Source organism: Candidatus Melainabacteria bacterium (genome assembly GCA_003963305.1).
GTDB lineage: Bacteria > Cyanobacteriota > Vampirovibrionia > Obscuribacterales > Obscuribacteraceae > PALSA-1081.
On the sequence record RXJR01000024.1, the window covers coordinates 16,735 to 35,101 of the forward strand.

Consider the following 18,367-nt stretch of genomic DNA (forward strand, 5'->3'; position numbering starts at 1 on the left):
TTTAAGAGAATCATCCTTCCTGTCAGCCCAAGAGCACCACAGGTACTGACTCAACGTCTTGTCGCGCAAAAGAGGCAATGTCCAGCACACAAACTCTGCACAATACTCAGCTATACAAAAATAGTTAGCTCTGATTTCGCTGGTGGCTGGCGCGCTGCGCCAGGCTGTCAGCGTGCGCATTTCGACGACTTACTGCGGTCTCAAGGAAGTCCCGTGAATAAATTTTTTGAGCACACACTGCACAAACCTTTTTTAGTGCTGGTGCTTGCGGCAATTTTGATCGCCTGTGGTCTCGCTGCATATCAGAAGCTTCCACTAGAAGCGTACCCAGACGTGGCAAACATGCAAGCGCGCGTGATCACGCAGGTCCCCGGTAAAGCGGCGGAAGAAGTAGAAAAATTAGTAACGATTCCAATCGAGAAGGAATTGAACGGAATTCCTCACTCCGACCCGCCTCGCTCTATTTCAATTTTCGGACTCTCAGTAATAACTGTTGTCTTTGACGACACAGTCGATCCGTACGTAGCCAGACAACAAGTACTGGAAAGGCTTGCCAATGCTGCCGTACCGAGCAATGTGCAACCGCAGCTCGATCCAAATGCCTCGCCGGTGGGCGAAGTTTTTCGCTATACGGTGGAAGGGAAACACTGGTCTTCAATGGACCGCAAGGAAGCGCAGGACTGGATTCTCAATCGCAAGTTCAAATCAGTACAAGGAATAGTCGATTCGACCGGCTTTGGTGGACCGTCAAAGGTTTATCAAGTAGAAATCGACCCTGGCAGATTGAGGGCGACAGGCATTTCTCAGTCACAAATAGCGGCTGCAATTACCAGTTCAAACGGTTCCACCGGCGGAAGTTATATTGTTCAAAACGATCAAAATTACATGGTTCGAGGTCTGGGTCTGCTGCGGTCAGTTAAAGACATCGAAAACGTCGTTATCACCGCCAACCAGGACAATGTGCCAATACGTGTTGCCGACGTAGCACATGTAAGCCTGGGTGCCGCAATCAGAAAAGGACAGGTAGGAAAGAACGAAGACGACGACGTCGTTGAAGGAATTCTCCTGATGCGTCGCGGTGAGAATCCATCTGACGCAGTCGACAATATCAAAGCACACTGGGACGAAGTGGCTCGCTCGCTGCCTGAAGGAATGCACCTGGAGCCGCTTTACGATCGTACCGCGCTGGTCAAAAGAACCATCAATACTATCGGAGAAAACGTCGCCGAAGGAATTGTTCTCGTCGTAGTTTTGCTCATGCTTTTCCTATTCCAGGTGCGGAGCGCACTGATTTGCGCCGTAGTGATTCCACTGGCATTACTCTTCGCATTCTGCATGTTGACGTTCTGCAAAGTGCCGGCAAACCTCCTATCACTGGGCGCCATCGACTTCGGAATCATCGTTGATGGTGCAGTTGTAATGGTTGAAAACATCATTCGTCACCTCTCCCATTTGAACGAACAGAATAAATACGGCGGCGTGGATGTGCGTCACACAATCGTTCACGCGGCCGTAGAAGTAGCCAAACCGATTCTGTTTTCGACATCGATTATCGTCATGACGTTTCTGCCGATTCTAAGCTTCGAAAGAGTGGAAGGAAAGCTCTTTCGACCGCTCGCGGTGACCATGAATTTCAATTTAATCGGAGCCGTAATCGCCACTATGACGGTTATTCCAGTGCTCTGTTATTTGATATACAGGCGCAGACTGCCGGCTGAAAGAGAAAGTCCGATTATGGCATGGCTGGAGAGACTGTATTTGCCGGTTTTAAACTTCGCCATCAGTCATCGCATCATGATCAGTATCGTTGCATTCAGCGCCCTCCTCTTTTCGCTCTGCCTGACGCCGTTCCTGGGCTCGGAATTTTTGCCTGAGCTGGAAGAGGGCAACATCTGGATGCGCGTCACAATTCTGCCGACCAGCGCATCGCTCGACAAAGCCGTGTCAGTAGCCAGAGAGATCAGGCACGTGATCAAAGAGTACCCGCAGGTCACCAACGTGGTATCGCAAGTGGGATCACCCGACGACGGGACAGATCCAAACACGTACTCGACTATCGAAATCCTCGTTGACCTGAAACCACAGTCTGAGTGGGGTCCTGAATTCAAAACCAAAGAAGCTCTGGTCAAGTCGATCGAAGCAAAGCTTGACCACGAGATGCCGGGATTCTTATACAACTTTTCGCAGTACATCAAAGACAACATGGATGAAGCCATCGGTGGTGTCAAAGGAGAATTCGGTGCCAAAATCTTTGGACCGGATCTCAATACCTTGACGGAAATAGGCAAACACGTCCGCAGAATTGTGGCCAGCGTGCCAGGCATGGTCGATGTCGCAAACGATCAATTGTTGGGACAACCGCAGCTTATCGTGACGATCGACAGGGAACGAGCCGCAAGATATGGCATTACTTCAAATGACATTCTGGATATTGTGGAAACGTCAGTTGGCGGTAAAAGTATCACTGAAGTGATTGATGGCGAGAAACGATTCCCGGTCGTCTTGCGATTCCAGAAGGCATATCGAGAGAATGAAGCAGATCTGCCGAACATTCTAGTCACCACTCCGGCGGGGCAGAAGATTCCGCTCGGACAATTGGCCAGCATATCAGAGCAAGCGGGTGCGACGGCAATTCTGCGCGACGAAAACGAGCGGCGCATTGCAGTCAAGGCTAACATTCGCGAGCGAGACCTTGGCTCGGCGGTGCTGGAAGCGCAAAAAGAAATCGCCAAAAACGTGATTCTGCCCCCTGGCTACCATATCGAATACAGCGGTCAGTTTGATAGAGCGCAAGAAGCAATGGCCAGGCTGGCTGTGGTTGTGCCAATCACCCTGGGACTGATTTTTCTTCTTCTCTACACTGCTTTCAACAGCGCATACATTGCGGCGCTCGTTATGCTGACGGTACCGCTTGCTGCGACCGGCGGCATTATTGCTCTGTTCCTTTCAGGAACTCACTTCAGCATCTCGGCAGGTGTCGGATTTATCGCGCTTTTCGGAGTGTCGATTCAATGCGGTGTAATTCTCGTATCCAAAATACGCGAAATGTGCGGCATCGAGTCGTTCGATAGAGAGGCGCTGGTGGCCGCATGTCTGATCAGATTGCGTCCGGACATGATAGCAACACTGGTGGCACTCGGCGGGCTGATCCCGGCAGCGCTATCAAATGGAATTGGCTCACAGAGCCAGAAACCATTTGCAATAGTGATAGTGGGTGGCATCCTGCCAGCCACCTTGCTAACACTTGTTGTTCTGCCATCGTTATATAGCTGGTTCGCATCCGGCTGCAAGATAACGTGGCGCTGGCCGGTCCGAGTACCTCCGGAACAACCACACACGGAGCCGAATTCGAATTTCTGAGTTAAAACTCGGAAACCCTGCACTGCTGATTCCAAGAATCACTTCTGCCTGTACAGGCTCAGCCTGCTGCCATCAGGCAGTTGATGACTGCCGACCTGGGTAAAGTGCTCTCCTGTTTGAACGAAGCGTATCAACTGCTCGAACGCCTTTTTCGATGCCGGATCAACAAAACCCTGGTAGTGATTTTCGCTTTGCAATAAATACCACTGGTAATACAAGGCTTCAGCAGGCGTAAAGTGCACCTCGTCACCACCAATGGTGTAATTTCGAGAAGTCGTCGGAACGACAGTGCTGTTTAGATCATGTGCGATCAACTCAAAGGTATGCACATTTAAGTCTGGCGAGTTGGAAAGAATATTCAAATAAACCTTATGGCCTTTATCTACTTTCTCAATCTCTCTCATTGCCCAGTATTGACCCCAATCGACGTCCGGGCGCGGATTGACAAAGGTTATCCCGAGTCGCGGCTCAGAAATTGTGTTCCCGGCGGCTCTGCCGAAGTTGCTGATCCACTGCGGCGATGATAGCGGATAAGGTGCAAACTCCAGAGAGATTATTTGCAATGTCGCAGCTGCAAGAATCAACCAACCACATCTCTTCAACAAGGTATTGCGATTCTCGATTAAGAGACCAAGGAAGCAGCCTGAAACAACTGCAGCAGTAATCAGAGCTGGTGCAATGTATTGAGGTTTTGGCAAAATCCAGCCCAGTGTGCTAACCGCAGCCACACCACCTATCGCAGAGAACAGTAGAGGATAGAGTTGTCGCGCGACAATGTTTCGCGCGGCAAACAATCCCACAATAAACACTGCCATCAAAAGCGGTGACATTGTGGCTGGAAGAACTTGCGCATAGTGCAGCAAATTCTCAGCGAATGATTGTGTATGTGTGATATGCACGGCGCAATCATCAGCCATCAATCGAGCTTTTGCCGCGTTCAAAAGAAACCAGGGAGCACTCAGGGCACCGGTGATAAAACCAGCCATTACTAATTTGCCCGCATCCGCATACGATTTCCTGTGTCCAATAACGCGCTCAAAAAAAACAACTGCCGCCGGTAGGATAAGATAGGCGACGGCTATCTGCTTGGTCATGCAAGCTGCGCCCAAACAGAGACCCGCTAACAGGGCGCGTTTCCAGGTCGGATTAACCCGAAAGTGGAAAAGGGAGAACAGTCCTAATCCAACCATAGCTGTGAGCGGGAAATCGAGCCAGAAGGCGCGATTGAGTAGAGCCAGCTCAGGATAGAGATTGATGATGACTGCTGAAAGCACTGCCGCAACATAAGAGCGAGTCAAGTGTTTTGTAATACCGTAGGTGCTGAGCGTAAGCACCACATTGAACAAAGTCAGCACAGCGATATCGACAGCCCGACTCGAGCCCCAGATTGCCTTAAACAGACCATTTGTCATATGTGCAAAAGGCGGGTAAAAACTGTTTACTGTAAGAAAGTGATGCCACCATTCTGGTTGCAGCAGCCGCGGGTGCCTGAATAAATCGGCGTAAGCGAAAGCATTGAGAATATGTCCCGATTCATCGATAGTCGGAATTCTGTGCTCAAACGCAAACCAAATCGGAACCAGAGCTGCAAAGAACAAAACTGTTGCCGGCAACAGAAAGATTCTCAACTGCCGCCACGGAGCATCAGCCGACTCGGATTTCGAGGCGACAGTAACATCATGATCGATCGTGTTGGACACGGGAACACTAAACCTGGCGGGAAAAACCGATGCCAAGATCCTACGACAATGTGTGAACCGAAGTCCGTGCGTAAAAGCAACTTAATGACGACAGCAAAACGCCTGAAGAGAGCCCTCTCAGACTGTCGAGCCGAGCGTCTGCTCCAGAAGCCACCAGGGTGGGAGATTCAAGGCTTAAAGTGTAGTGCCCAAAGCCACCGAAAGCAGCCGAAGTATGATAACTTCTCTAGCGAATTCGAGACATTCCTTAGCAAGGCGTGCGTCTCGCAGATGCTTTACTACTGCTCAAGTCAGTATTTGCTCAAGCCAGAGGCTGCAGCACTGTCCATTTCGGTTAAGGCGAAAGAAAATCCCAGGAAAGTGACGAGGTAGGCGAGACATTTCGACAATGGGGATAGCATGAACGTAGCGATTATTGGATGCGGACTGATTGGCCACAAACGAGCGAAAAACTTGAACGGGCACAACCTGGTCGTAGCTGCAGATGTGGACATGGACAGAGCCGAAGCGCTGGCGCGCCTCTACCCTGAAACGATTCCGATGCAGTCATGGGAAGCGGCAGTTTCGCACGAGAACGTTGAAGTTGTGATCGTTGCGACCACTCCTGACAATCTAGCACGCGTCACCCTGGCTGCACTGCAAGCAGGCAAGCATGTGCTCGTAGACAAACCAGCAGCGCGACACTATGAGGAGCTGGACGCGGTTGTCGAACTGGCTGAACAGAAGAATCTCAAAGTCAGAACCGGCTTTAATCACAGATTCCACCCCGCCATACGCAAAGCAAAAAAGATCGTCGATTCCGGCGAGATTGGGCAATTGATGTTCATTCGCGGTCGCTACGGACATGGCGGACGACCAGGTTACGAGAAAGAATGGCGCGCCGATCCTGCCATCGGTGGTGGTGGCGAGCTGCTGGACCAGGGCATGCACATGATTGACTTGTCGCGCTGGTTTCTTGGCGATTTCGTGCACGTCGATGGCTACGTCAAAACATACTTCTGGCAAATGCCGGTGGAAGACAACGGTTTCATGATGCTGCGCACTAAACGAGATCAAATGGCATGGTTACATGTGAGCTGGACCGAGTGGAAGAACACTTTCTCTCTGGAGATTTACGGACAGCACGGTAAGCTACAGATTGACGGACTGGGCGGCAGCTACGGTACAGAGCAGCTTGCCTTCTACAAAATGTTGCCGCAATTAGGTCCTCCAGAAACGACCATCTGGCAATTTCCAGGAGAGGACCTGTCGTGGAGCCTGGAATTTAAAGAATTCATCAAAGACATAGAGCAAGACCGCGACCCGGAACCGAGCGCCAGAGATGCAAGAGAAGCGCTGCGCATCGTAAATACGATTTATGAGAGGACCGTCGAAGCAGTTGCAGGGGGTATTCAATGATTATCGCGCGCAGTCCGCTTCGCATATCAATCGGTGGTGGTGGCACAGACCTGCCTTCATACTATGAGCAACACGGCGGATTCCTCATAGCAGGCGCAATCGACAGATACGTCTACATCACACTGCATCAGACATTCGGCGATGACATGATCATCAAGTACTCGCAGATGGAAAGAGTCCGCGATGTCGAATCCATTCAACATCCGATTATTCGCGAGGCTGTGAAACTACTCGAAATTGAAGAATTGAACCTCGAATTGACGAGCATGGCAGACATACCAGCGGGCACGGGACTTGGTTCCTCGGGCAGTTTCGCGACCGCGCTGTTGAAAGTTTTGCATCACTACAAAAAGAATCTGATCCATCCGAAAGAACTGGCAGAGCAAGCCTGTCATATCGAAATTGATTTATTGAAAGAACCGATAGGGAAACAAGATCAGTACATAGCCTCATATGGCGGTATCAATTGCTTCGAATTCGCCAGAAACGGAGAAGTTAAAGCCTGGCCCCTCAAACTATCGAACGAAGATCTGTTCAACTTCGAAGACAACCTGCTGCTCTTCTTTACCGGCTACTCTCGCTCAGCCGGTTCAATCTTGGAAGAACAAGATAAAAAGACGAAAGGTTCAGATAGCGAAATGGTAGAGAACCTGCACTTCGTAAAAGACCTCGGTCTGCAGATCAAAGATGCGCTCGAAAGCGGCAACTTGCATCAATTTGGGCTGCTCATGAACGAGCACTGGCAGTACAAGAAACGGCGATCCGGTGCGATGACCAACAAAGACATCGACGACTGGTACGAACTGGCACTTAAAAATGGCGCAGTCGGTGGCAAACTGATCGGCGCCGGTGGCGGTGGCTTCCTAATGTTCTATACGGAAGAAAAGGTGAAGCTTCGTCACTCCATGCGCAACGCCGGGCTCACGGAAGTGCGTTTCCGCTTTGATTTCGAGGGAACAAAAATTGTCGTCTGACTTTCCGCCAACGATCATACTGGCTGGCGGCGTTGCCACCAGGCTCGGTGCCATCGCGGAAACGACGCCCAAGGCAATGATGCCCATTGCCGGAACGCCGTTCATAGATTATCAGCTCAGACTGCTTGCCGAACAACATGTAGACGAAGTCATACTGAGCGTTGCACATCTTGCCGGACAGATAGAAGAATTCGTCGGCGACGGTTCTCGCTATGGCATTTCGATCAAGTACGCGTACGATGGTCCCAAAAGACTGGGCACAGGTGGCGCAATTCTCGCAGCGCTTGACACAGTCCCGGATAATTTCGGCATTCTATACGGCGACACCTATCTGGACATTGAATTCGCACCTGTATACAAAGCCTTTCTCAAGAGCGGTAAGAAGGGCTTGATGACAGTGCTTCAGAACAAAAACAGCTGGGACAAAAGCAACGTCCTATTCGAAAACGGTGAAATAAAGGTTTACCGCAAACACAATCCGACTGCTGAAATGCAGCATATTGACTACGGTTTGTCGATTTTAAGCAAATCCTGCTTCTCAGAATTCAAACCGGACGAAACCTTTGACCTATCGCAGGTTTTCGAACGCTGTATCGACCTCGGCGATATGGCGGGCTTCGAAGTAAGAAAACGTTTCTACGAAATCGGAACCCCAGCCAGTCTCGCCGAAACCGAACAATATCTGTTGGACCGTGCCCAGTCTCGCAATTAGACACAGTGGGTCCCCGCCCCGAATGTGGAGCGCAGGCATCCTGGTGCCTCGAAAATTGAGCGCGCGCATCCTGCGTGCCCCTCTAACCCGACTTGCGTGCCCCAAAAACCCCGCACACCACCAGTGCGTGCTCTATACTTATCAAATCACAGAACAACAAAGCCGAGAGGAGTTGTAAATTGGGTTCCTGGGATGTAAGCAGCTTTGGAAACGACGGCGCCCGTGACTGGCTCCAGGAACTGCTGCAAGCCAAAGGTGCAGACCGGGTCTTCCGTGCCCTGATGGCAGCAAGCAGACTCAGCGCTAACGACTACCTGCAATCAACGGAGTGCGAATGCGGCATCGCGGCAGCAGAAATAGTGGCTGCCGGCGCTGGCAATCCATCATCAAAGCTTCCTCCTGAAGCCGTGGAATGGGTAAAAGACCGCAACTTTATTCCCGGCGCAGAGATAGTAGATATGGCATTGCGCGTTGTAGAGCGCGTCAGCAAAAACTCAGAACTGAAAGAACTCTGGGACGACACTGACTCGGCCGAAGAATGGTATCGCATCATCGAAGACTTGACAAAGAGACTGCGCGAGAGCGAGGTCTATGCGACAAAACTAGCAGAGAGTATGCAGCAAGCAAGTTCGACCGTGGAAGGCACAAACCAACTTTGCGATGAAGCGCTGGCGCTTATATCGAGAGGAGACCACGAAGGTGCCGTTGCAAAATACGATCAAGCGTTGAAACTCGATCCAAATGCTCAGCTTGCTTATTTGGGAAAAGGCACGTGCTATCTGTCTCTCGGACGCTATGAGAAAGCCGTCGACAGCTTCGAACGTTCACTGCGCATCGGAAAGGAAGTCACGCAAGCCTACCATCTGCGAGCACAAGCTTATTTCCACCTGGAGCGCTATCACGAGTGCATAGACGATCTGACCACACTCATAGCGAAGAAACCTGATGGATGGGATGCTTACTGGATTCGAGGCATAGCCTATGAAACCCTGGGACTATATTTGAAGGGCGCTACAGACTTCACAAAAGTAATTGAACTGAATCCGAATTTCGAGGAAGCGTTCGGTCGAAGGGCTGATTGCTACGAGGCTCTGGGCAGCTTCGACATGGCAGCCAAAGACCGCGAACGCATGAAAAAGATGATGGCTAAATAGCAAGTAGCAGAGCGGTAGGACTTGTGCGACACACATTGAATCGCATCAAAGGGCGCTTGCAACGAGAGATTGAATCTCGTCGCAGTTTCGACCGCGTCGCAATTTTCAATCACATTCCGAAAACAGCAGGAATGTCGTTCCATCAATTCATTAAAGACAACCTGCCCAGCAATTCCGTTTTGGATTTTTACACGCTCGACAATCGTGACAGACTGGTCGAGTACGCAAGTCAGCCGCAGTCCCGCTATGCGGCAATCGTCGGACATCTGCCGTTCAGCTTCTTCGTAAACCTGACACTACCGGCGAAGCCACTGCACATTACCGTGCTGCGTGAGCCGGTGGCTCGACTGATTTCATATTATTACTACATCCGCACCAGTGAAAGTCACTATTTGCATGACTGGGTAGTCAATGAAGATATTTCACCGCAAGCGTTTTTCGAAAGCAAGCCGACGATGGAAATAGATAATCTCCATCTGCGCTTTTTGTGCAGCACCGATTGCTCGAACGTTCCTATAGGCGGTTGCACACGTGAAATGCTTGAAGAAGCAAAAGACAATGTGAAAAATCGATTTGCAGTGGTTGGTCTTCAGGAATATTTCCCCCAGAGTCTCGAGCTGACGGCAAGAGTCATGGGCTGGAAGAACATCACGAATCCTGAAATCAATCGAGCGCCTGAAAAATCAAAGGCAGCGGAGAAAGACGCGCAGACAATCGAACTAATTCGCTCTATGAATGAGCTGGACATCGAACTTTACGAATATGGTCAGGAGCTTTTCGTAAAGAAGTGCGCGGAGCTTGGAATCAAGCTCTAGTTGCATGTCCTTCAGAACATGCTTACTTCCAGGCGCTAACTCTGATTTGTCATCTTCCAAAAATTGTCGGCGACAGTGCGCATAGCCTGCAGTTGCCTCTCAAGTTGCAATCGCAGCGACTCACGCTCGTCATCAGTAGAGCCATCACGCACCACTATAGGATCACCAAAAACATGCAAGATAGGGCTACCGAAGTGAGTGGCCATGAAACTGTCCCACCCCCACATGTACATGGCGTTACGAGACGAAGCAGAGAAGGGAATAATCGGCAGTCCTGTAATTTCAGCCATCTTGATGATGCCCGGTTTTACTTCGTATGCCGGTCCGCGCGGTCCGTCGATCATAACGACAAGATGCTTTCCAGCTTCTGCTGCTTTGACCATCTGCAATCCGCCTTTGACGGCTCCTTGCTTCTGTGAACCGCGAGAAGCGGTCAAACCAAGATTGGTGATAGTTCGGGCGATAATTTCTCCATCGCGACTGGGACTGATCAAAATTGTTACTCGCGAACGCACGTCCTGAAAACGCAGTAAGCCGATCATTCTTCCGTGCGGAACAGCAAATAAAGCAGAATTGCCTGCGTCGAGGAAAGCTTTGGCTTTTGGCGAGTAGACGCGCTGAGTAGTGTAACTGCTATCGAAAAAGTGGATTCCGTTAGTGCAAAAGCCTTCCAACGCACTCAAGCGCAAGCCGTCGGTAAATGGCAACTTGCCGAGAATGTTGCGTACTCGAAATTTAGCCATCAGACTCGATTGTAAGCGCGCTTAAGAATATTGATTGGTGCTTTTTCCGGAAGCACGAGATCTCGCTTGTCGACTATAATCGTCTGCTCCATGGCATATCGCCCCGAGAGCACCGAGTGGCTGACCATGTCGGTGAAAACAATCCAGGAAGAATTGGGCGGAAATTGCCACAAATCCTTGCGCGTCTTTTCCTGAAACTCACTGTTCTCTTTCAGGAAATTGTGAAAGTCGAGCATCCAGCTATCGTATGGAGAAGTGCCGTTTGCCTTCAATCCCAACATTTTTTTGAAAGCGGTAAGAGCTGTAGGCGCATCCGGCGTGACTTTGTTCAAATCTCCGGGAACTCGCACATCAGATTGAAACTGCTCGACCAGCTTTTCAAACGTCTCAGATGTGTTCCAGACGCGGTTCTCGGTCGGGTTGATGTTGATAAAGGTGCGTAAAATTCTGTCACCAAATATGGGGCGCGTCGGGAACGAATCGACATGCAATAAGTCGTTTCGAGCGCGCAGACGCATCTTTCTGCCCTTCTCTTCGATTGGTCTGAAGCTGGCAAAATCGATTTTCCAGTGCCTCGCATATGGGGCGAGAAAGCTTGTCAGAAAGCGAATAGATTGGGAGTGAAAGTCCGCCATGATGCGCCGCAGTTGCTCAGCTTCCTCTTTGGTCGGCGAAACAAAGCCCGTGACGCGATCTTCTTTCGGTCGATAAGCGATGTTTTTGTGATAATCAGCGTCCTTCTGCTTTTGAGCAAGTAAAAATGCGCGATCACTTTCGCTGAACTTGAACGGTGATTCGGGGAAATAAATGACACCACCCTTCTCCAAAAACTGACACGCAGTTTCGGCGCCGGCTTGATCTCGTTTGACCGAGATTTTGGAACTGCCATCGGTCATGAAGACCTGGTAGTCGATAGATGTTGTTGCTGTCATATTTCACCGCTTACTTATCTTTGTTGACATCGGCTTTGTTAAGTCAAACTACAGCCAGACACTCATGACAAGTTCAAAAATGGAGGGAGGTCAAAAACCTCTGTCAGTTGGGTTACCACGTAATCAGGCACACATGCGCCAAGAGCGTTATAACCTTGTTGTAAGTATACCGTTCCAATGCCGGCAGCCTTGCCGGCTAAAATATCCTTATAGCTGTCGCCAATGATAATCGCTTCATCGGCGCGCCGGTCGTACTTTTGCAAAAGCCCTGAAATCATGCCTGGTTTTGGCTTTCGGCAGTCGCACTGATCCCGATCATCATGTACGCAATGAAGAATTTCTGTGAACTTAAATCGCGCCTTCATTTCGGCGATTATCTGCTCCAGGTCAGCCGCCGCGATAGCGCCCCGCCGCACATCGGGCTGATTTGAGACCACGAATACACTCAAGGAACTACTGTCGAGACGCCTGTAGAATTCAATGAAGTCCGGGCGTATAACGAACTCGGAAAGCGTCCGCGGCGAAGAGACAACGTCCTCGCGCATGACGATTTCGTTTATGATTCCGTCTCGATCTAGAAAAAGTGTCTTGAGCATCGGTCACCGATAAAAGCGAAGCCAGAGGAGATCATACAGCGTGTCTGACAGGCTAAAGAAGCTATTTAAGCCTGAAACGCTTGTGCCGGTCCTGATTTTGCTTGCGCTCTTGAACATACTATTTTTTCCGGTTATCTGGGGAAACAAGACACTGATTCATAGCGCCGGCGATGCCTCCAGTATTATGCCGTATGGCGCTTATGAGCAAAACAAAGAAGTGCGTCAGAGCCGCCGTTCAAATGACGATGGCGCTCCGGCCTGGTTCTCAGAGCCCAGCTACGCACTTTTGCATAACCAATACTTCAAGCTAATGATTCCACCGTTATGGAATCCCTACAACGGCTTCGGCGCACCGCTGCTGGCGAATATGCAATCACAGCCGTTTAACCCTCTCGTTTTGATCGCCTGTCTGGCGCCCAGCCCACGCACTGATGACCTTTTCGTATTGGCGCGACTCTTGCTCGCCGGAGTTTTGACCAACCTCTATCTGCGCCGGCTCATTGGAGCCTATGGCTCCATATTTGGTGCAATTTCTTTCATGCTGACCGGTTACATGATTATGTTTTTGAACATGCCGGAAATAAGCGTCTCGATGTGGATGCCGGGGTTATTTCTCGGGCTGGAGCTTTTAGCCGAATCCATCTCGTTCAACCGAGTCATCTTGAGTGGATTTTTCACCGCTATGATTCTTCTTGGTGGCATGCCAGAAGTGGCATTTCTAGAGCTTTTCATCGGCGGCATATATCTGCTCATCCGCGTGCTCACTCTAAAGACCGGCTGGAAAACGAGAAATCGATTCTTTCTTGCGTATGCGCTGAGCTGCATTATCGGGCTTGGCTTAGCCGCTCCTCAAATACTGCCTTTTCTGGAATATATTCGAGAATCGTTCAACTCACATGCCGGAACAATTGGCTCAGGAGAAGCGTCCGGGCCTGGTTCAGTCTTTCAGCAGAATTTTCCGGCGCACTTTCTGAACTATCTTGCGCCCCTCATTTATGGACCACTCGGGGAAGCAAAAGTCCGCCCAGGTTTTGGATACGATGGATTTAACGGATATTGGGGCGTGCTCTGCTTTGCGTTTGCAATGGTGGCTGTTTCATTCGCTTTGGATAGAAACGCTGGAAAGAGTGCAGCGGCAAAACCCATAATTCTTTTCTTTGCGGGCGCTGCAACCATCCTGCTTTGTAAGAAATTCGGCGTTCCCTTTATCAATCTTCTAGGTGCACTGCCACTCTTCAAACTGGTTGTATTTTGGAAATACAGCGAGCCCATTCTGGGCTTCGCTATGGCCACACTCGCGGCGATTGGATTCGATTTGCTATCCACAGGCAGATTGCAAAAACGCACTCTGCTAATTGGCTTTTCGACGGCGACCGCCATTCTGCTGGCTACGGCTCTCTACGACAAGCGCTTCTTGTGGGGAGACCATGTCGTTCATATGGTCTTCAACAAGATACTGTCCATCTCGATTGCACTTTTGTGCATCGCATGTGGTATCAGCCTGCTGTCAACAGCAAAGCCGCTATTGCGCCCTAAACTCTGCCGCTTTTTGCTAATTCTGCTTTGCACCGATTTATCTACTTGCTTTTTGCTACCAATGTTTTACTGGTTCCATCAGCTTGCAGACCAGCAAGCAAATCCATACAAAGGCGCTCCGTATGTAACCTGGCTCAAATCCAATTTGAATGACTCCGAGCGAGTGCTGGGATTCGATGGAGTGCTCTTTCCAAATTGGTCTAGTGCATTTCAGCTGCGAGACATTCGTAACCTGGATGCAATGTATCCAGCCAGATATCTTAATTTCATTCGCAATTTCTTGACGGAACACGAGCCAACTGAGCTTGCAGACTTCAACCTGACAAATCGATTCAACGGTACGGAAAAGCTCGCTGATCCGCTCTTTGCCAGCGCCGATCAATTCAAACTGGATAGGCTCTGGTATCTTTCTTCAATTCGGTATCTGCTAGCAACTAGAGATCACTTTCAAGGGAAACCGACTGAAATTATTCAGTCAATTGTCGATCGCTCGAAAGCCGAACCACAGTTCCTAAGACTGGATGCATTCACGATCGACAACCAGACGAAGCACGTCTTATTTCAGCATCCACGCGGCTCTCGAGCCCTAGACAGCGTGGATTATCAATGCATCGTTGATAGAACCAAACCATTTTTAAATTTCTCCATCGCGATCGATCCACAGGTGCGCGATATAGCAGACAGTGATGGCATGACCTTTGCGGTGCACGTAATTGCAAGCGCAAAAGACATCAATGTTTTTAGCCGCAACATAGAACCGAAGCGCAAAGATGCCGATCGGCACTGGCTCTCAGAATCGGTTGATTTATCTAAATTTGCGGGTCAATCAATCAAATTAGTATTCGAAGTCACGCCTGGTCCGGGCACGAACACATCAGGCGACTGGGGCGGCTGGGCGGACATTCAGCTTTCCAACTCGACACTCGCTCCCTCCAAACCGACGGCAGACAACACCGCAGAAGCCGCTCCTCAACTTGTTTACGACAAGGAGGTCAAAATATTCAAAACAGCAACTGCTTTGCCTCGCGCATCGATGTTTTACCAGGCATTAATAGCAAAAGACGATTCAGAGACCCTAACAAAACTAAGATCGAAAGACTTCAACATCCACTCGACTGTACTCTTGTCGCCCGATCAAATAGAGCCAGCGATGCTTCCGCCGGTTATAACAAACGAAGAGTTACGCAGCCAGAAGATAATCCTGGATACGCCGCTGACAGTAAAAGTTGCGGTGGATTCGAAACACGACGGAATTCTGATGCTGAACAACCAGTTTTACCCGGGCTGGACCGTGTACGTCGATGGTAAGCCTGATGAGTTGCTGCGCGCAGATTACTTGTTCGACGCAGTGCTGGTGAAGGAGGGTCAACACGAAGTGCTATTTCAGTACGAACCGCTTTCGTTTTACGGAGGCGCCTGCCTCTGGGCGTTGACACTCTTCAGCATCTCGGCATACGCCTTCTTCATCGGTCGACGAAAGACAAGCGCCAATGACCATTCCGCTTGACTATTTCGATCAAAATGGTTAAAATGTACAAAATAATCAATTTGGACATAATCCTGAAAAACCGCAACTATGGCTAACTCCCCTGGACTTTGAATCCAAATGTCATCTGCAATCCGAGGCTGGCTATGAAGACGATCACGGCGACCGAGCTGAAAACAAAAACGGGGGCGACTCTGGACGCAGCACAAAGAGAGCCAGTTGCCATCGAAAAAAATGGACGTCAGGTTGCTGTCATCATCCCCAAAGCCGATTACGACCGCCTTATGAAGCTTGAAAACGAATATTGGTTGGCACGAGTTGAAGCCGCCGAGAAAACTGGTTACATCGGAACAGAAGCCACAACAGCATTCTTCAAAGAGAAACTAAAAGGCGATGCTGAAACCGGATCTGACTAATGATGCAATGCGATTCCTGAAAAAGCGTGATGGTAAGCAGTTTATGCAAATATTTCAGGCAATCACAGCTCTCTGCAATGAACCGCGACCAACCGATTCAATTTCGATGGGGAACGGCGCCCACTTCAGAAAAGACGCAGGCGAGTTTCGGGCAATTTACAGATTCGACGAAAACACTCTTTATGTAACCGTCGTCGGTAATAGAAATGATAGTGCTGCTTATCAAGAATTTGACAGAAAGTAATACGCACGCCCTTCGTGCTGTGCCCGTTAACTTGACGTAGCCGGCAATATATCTAATTTCTGCCAAAATCATCGCTGGCGCTTGAGTATAGGCAGCCATTTGAGTAAGCTTGTGCGGTTATGAGTCAATCATCGAGTACCTCCACCTTAGTTTTGACCGCCCCCGGCATAAATGTTGCCGGTTACCTCACATCAGAGTCGGGCGTGGCTGAAGGCGCACGTGGATATGTGAAAGCGCTTCAGCACTTGAATTACAACATTGCCCTCAATAATTTCGAAGTTGCGGCAAGCAGAAAAGAAGACAAAACGTTTACGACTTTTGCCACTAACAACCCGCATCCAATCAATCTTGTTTGCGTGAACGCCGACCAGCTCCCGGCGTTTATTCAACAATTCGGCGCAGACTACTTCAAAGACAAATACAACATTGCTGTCTGGTGGTGGGAAACTCCTGAATTTCCAGAGGAATGGTGGGAGCATTTCAATCATTTCGACGAAATTTGGGTAGGCAGCTCATACATTCAGCGGACTCTGGCAAATGTAGCGCCGGTGCCGATCGTCGTGGTTCAGCCCGTCGTCGAACCAAAAGCATTTTCTGTTGACAGAAAGAAATTTGAACTGCCGGAAGACGAATTTTTGTTTTTGTGTGTTTTCGATTTCCTTAGCAGCTTCGAGCGAAAGAATCCCCTTGCCACCATCGAGGCTTTCAAAAAAGCATTCTCTCCAGAAGAGCCGGTGAGACTGGTTCTTAAATGCATCAACGGAGAAAGGAACCCCAAATTATTAGCCGAATTACAAGAACGCGCTAATGGACTGAGAGTGACAGTTTTGGATCGTTATTTGTCGCCTGATGACAATCAACTCCTGAGTAATTCCTGCGATGCATACGTTTCGCTGCATCGCGCTGAGGGGCTTGGATTCCCGATTGCAGAAGCCATGCTGAATAAGAAACCGGTCGTCATTACTGGATGGTCCGGCAACATGGATTTCAACTCCATCGCCAATTCTTACCTCGTTTCATACGAATTAATTGCAAACCAAATTCAAGTTGGACCCTACAAAATTGCGGATACGTGGGCGAATCCAAGCCCTGAGCATGCGGCGCAACAGATGCGTTCTGTTTATACAGATGCGATAACGCGCGAGAAGATGGTCGCCAACGCCTTCAAAACGGCATCGGATTACTTCTCACGGCAGACAGTTGGTGAAATCATCCAGACCAGACTGACAGCTGTTGCGGCATTCAATCGACCAACTTCAGAGCCTCCGACTGACGCAAAAATATGCGACATCGATGCGCTAACAGAACAAAGACTCAAGATAATTGAATCTGGTGAAGACCCAGCCGACACAAGCGCTTCCAAGTCGCGGATTCGCAAGGTAATGATGAATTTCGTTGAGAAGAGCGGCTATCTAAACCGCATCTACAGCGCTCTTTTCCGAAAAATCTTTACCGACTCATCTAAAATCCAAACCAAAGTTGAGCTGATTGATTCTCGCACCAGACGAGCGGTCGCGGATGCAGATCGCAGAATAGCGATTCTGGAAGAACGAATACGAGAATTGGAAAAACAAAATCAATGACTCTAGAAATGGTGACAGCGTGGTGCACTTAAGACATGACGAACGGCATTTCACGGACAATGATACGGTGCGAGACATCGTCATTGGCATGTCTGACGGGTTAACGGTTCCGTTCGCTCTTGCGGCTGGATTGTCCGGCGCCGCGCTGAACTCAAGCCTTGTAGTCACTGCGGGGCTGGCAGAAATCGCCGCCGGCTCCATTGCAATGGGACTGGGCGGATACATGGCTGCAAAAGGCGATGAGACCCACTATGCCCAAGAATTGCACAGAGAAAACCGAGAAGTGGCTGAGATTCCTGAGGCCGAGAAAGCCGAAGTCAAAGCAATTTTCCACGAATACGGACTATCAGACGACGAGATCAAACCAATCGTAGAGACCCTCTCGGCAAGACCAAATGACTGGGTGAAATTCATGATGCGCTTTGAATTGAACATCGAAAAGCCGGACCCTCGCCGCGCGCGCATCAGCGCATTCACAATCGCTGCTTCCTATGTAGCCGGCGGCATTGTGCCGCTCGTTCCCTACATGCTGGTGTCTAACGCAAATACTGCGTTGCTTATCTCAGTAGCTTGCACGCTCATAGCACTGTTCATTTTCGGCTTCGTCAAAGGGAACTTTACCGGCGTGCCACCACTGAAAAGTGGAACAGAAACGCTGCTCATCGGCGGAGCGGCGGCCGCTGCAGCGTTTGGCATTGCGAAATGGGTTAGTCATTAG

The 18,367-nt window shown here is 49.8% G+C and carries 15 protein-coding genes; 11 read left to right on the forward strand and 4 right to left on the reverse strand.

The window, feature by feature from the left end; translation table 11 throughout:
- Positions 1-9: 9 nt before the first annotated feature.
- Positions 10-3,360 (forward strand): efflux RND transporter permease subunit, encoded by a 3,351-nt coding sequence (locus EKK48_22970; GenBank protein ID RTL37554.1) that lies wholly within the window; start codon positions 10-12, stop codon positions 3,358-3,360.
- Between the two features lie 38 nt (positions 3,361-3,398).
- On the opposite strand, the gene EKK48_22975 is transcribed toward EKK48_22970, so the two are convergent.
- Entirely contained in the window at positions 3,399-5,060 is a 1,662-nt protein-coding gene (locus tag EKK48_22975; GenBank protein RTL37555.1) for a phospholipid carrier-dependent glycosyltransferase, read from the reverse strand.
- Between the two features lie 399 nt (positions 5,061-5,459).
- Here EKK48_22975 and EKK48_22980 point away from each other — a divergent pair, with 399 nt between their 5' ends.
- The 5 genes from EKK48_22980 (at position 5,460) to EKK48_23000 (ending at position 10,113) form a co-directional block, all read left to right on the forward strand.
- Positions 5,460-6,458 (forward strand): Gfo/Idh/MocA family oxidoreductase, encoded by a 999-nt coding sequence (locus EKK48_22980; GenBank protein ID RTL37556.1) that lies wholly within the window; start codon positions 5,460-5,462, stop codon positions 6,456-6,458.
- Positions 6,455-7,432 carry a galactokinase gene (locus EKK48_22985; protein RTL37557.1) on the forward strand — a complete coding sequence of 326 codons (978 nt, stop codon included), beginning with the start codon at positions 6,455-6,457 and terminating at the stop codon, positions 7,430-7,432. Before EKK48_22980 ends, EKK48_22985 begins: the two co-directional genes overlap by 4 nt.
- Entirely contained in the window at positions 7,401-8,144 is a 744-nt protein-coding gene (locus tag EKK48_22990) for a nucleotidyl transferase (GenBank protein ID RTL37558.1), read from the forward strand. The genes EKK48_22985 and EKK48_22990 overlap by 32 nt, the downstream gene beginning before the upstream one ends.
- Positions 8,145-8,236: 92 nt before the next feature.
- Positions 8,237-9,298, forward strand: coding sequence for a DUF4259 domain-containing protein (locus tag EKK48_22995; protein ID RTL37559.1), 1,062 nt, complete (start codon positions 8,237-8,239; stop codon positions 9,296-9,298).
- Between the two features lie 23 nt (positions 9,299-9,321).
- Positions 9,322-10,113: a hypothetical protein gene (locus EKK48_23000; protein ID RTL37560.1), complete on the forward strand. Its 792-nt coding sequence runs from the start codon at positions 9,322-9,324 to the stop codon at positions 10,111-10,113.
- Between the two features lie 35 nt (positions 10,114-10,148).
- Here EKK48_23000 and EKK48_23005 read toward each other — a convergent pair whose 3' ends face one another.
- From EKK48_23005 to EKK48_23015, 3 genes are all read right to left on the reverse strand, one after another.
- Positions 10,149-10,856, reverse strand: a complete 708-nt coding sequence (locus tag EKK48_23005; protein ID RTL37561.1) for a DUF374 domain-containing protein — start codon at positions 10,854-10,856, stop codon at positions 10,149-10,151.
- Positions 10,856-11,788 carry a hypothetical protein gene (locus EKK48_23010; protein ID RTL37562.1) on the reverse strand — a complete coding sequence of 311 codons (933 nt, stop codon included), beginning with the start codon at positions 11,786-11,788 and terminating at the stop codon, positions 10,856-10,858. The genes EKK48_23005 and EKK48_23010 overlap by 1 nt, the downstream gene beginning before the upstream one ends.
- A 62-nt stretch (positions 11,789-11,850) precedes the next feature.
- A complete protein-coding gene (locus EKK48_23015) occupies positions 11,851-12,384 on the reverse strand; it encodes an HAD-IIIA family hydrolase (GenBank protein RTL37563.1) in 534 nt (177 codons plus the stop codon).
- 40 nt (positions 12,385-12,424) lie between these two features.
- Between EKK48_23015 and EKK48_23020 the strand changes: the two genes are divergently transcribed.
- The 5 genes from EKK48_23020 (at position 12,425) to EKK48_23040 (ending at position 18,367) form a co-directional block, all read left to right on the forward strand.
- Complete coding sequence (locus EKK48_23020; GenBank protein ID RTL37564.1) at positions 12,425-15,427, forward strand: hypothetical protein; 3,003 nt, start codon at positions 12,425-12,427, stop codon at positions 15,425-15,427.
- 125 nt (positions 15,428-15,552) lie between these two features.
- Entirely contained in the window at positions 15,553-15,822 is a 270-nt protein-coding gene (locus EKK48_23025; GenBank protein ID RTL37565.1) for a type II toxin-antitoxin system Phd/YefM family antitoxin, read from the forward strand.
- Positions 15,800-16,066 (forward strand): type II toxin-antitoxin system RelE/ParE family toxin, encoded by a 267-nt coding sequence (locus tag EKK48_23030; protein ID RTL37566.1) that lies wholly within the window; start codon positions 15,800-15,802, stop codon positions 16,064-16,066. Before EKK48_23025 ends, EKK48_23030 begins: the two co-directional genes overlap by 23 nt.
- A gap of 119 nt (positions 16,067-16,185) precedes the next feature.
- Positions 16,186-17,649 carry a glycosyltransferase family 1 protein gene (locus EKK48_23035; protein RTL37567.1) on the forward strand — a complete coding sequence of 488 codons (1,464 nt, stop codon included), beginning with the start codon at positions 16,186-16,188 and terminating at the stop codon, positions 17,647-17,649.
- A 22-nt stretch (positions 17,650-17,671) separates the two neighbouring features.
- Positions 17,672-18,367 (forward strand): iron transporter, encoded by a 696-nt coding sequence (locus EKK48_23040; protein ID RTL37753.1) that lies wholly within the window; start codon positions 17,672-17,674, stop codon positions 18,365-18,367.

Excerpts from the sequence above, each read along its gene's own strand:
- EKK48_22980 (RTL37556.1), top strand. The coding sequence starts at position 5,460 with ATGAACGTAGCGATTATTGGATGCGGACTGATTGGCCACAAACGAGCG.
- EKK48_22985 (RTL37557.1), top strand. The coding sequence starts at position 6,455 with ATGATTATCGCGCGCAGTCCGCTTCGCATATCAATCGGTGGTGGTGGC.
- EKK48_23005 (RTL37561.1), bottom strand. The coding sequence starts at position 10,856 with ATGGCTAAATTTCGAGTACGCAACATTCTCGGCAAGTTGCCATTTACC.
- EKK48_23010 (RTL37562.1), bottom strand. The coding sequence starts at position 11,788 with ATGACAGCAACAACATCTATCGACTACCAGGTCTTCATGACCGATGGC.
- EKK48_23015 (RTL37563.1), bottom strand. The coding sequence starts at position 12,384 with ATGCTCAAGACACTTTTTCTAGATCGAGACGGAATCATAAACGAAATC.
- EKK48_23025 (RTL37565.1), top strand. The coding sequence starts at position 15,553 with ATGAAGACGATCACGGCGACCGAGCTGAAAACAAAAACGGGGGCGACT.
- EKK48_23030 (RTL37566.1), top strand. The coding sequence starts at position 15,800 with ATGCTGAAACCGGATCTGACTAATGATGCAATGCGATTCCTGAAAAAG.
- EKK48_23035 (RTL37567.1), top strand. The coding sequence starts at position 16,186 with ATGAGTCAATCATCGAGTACCTCCACCTTAGTTTTGACCGCCCCCGGC.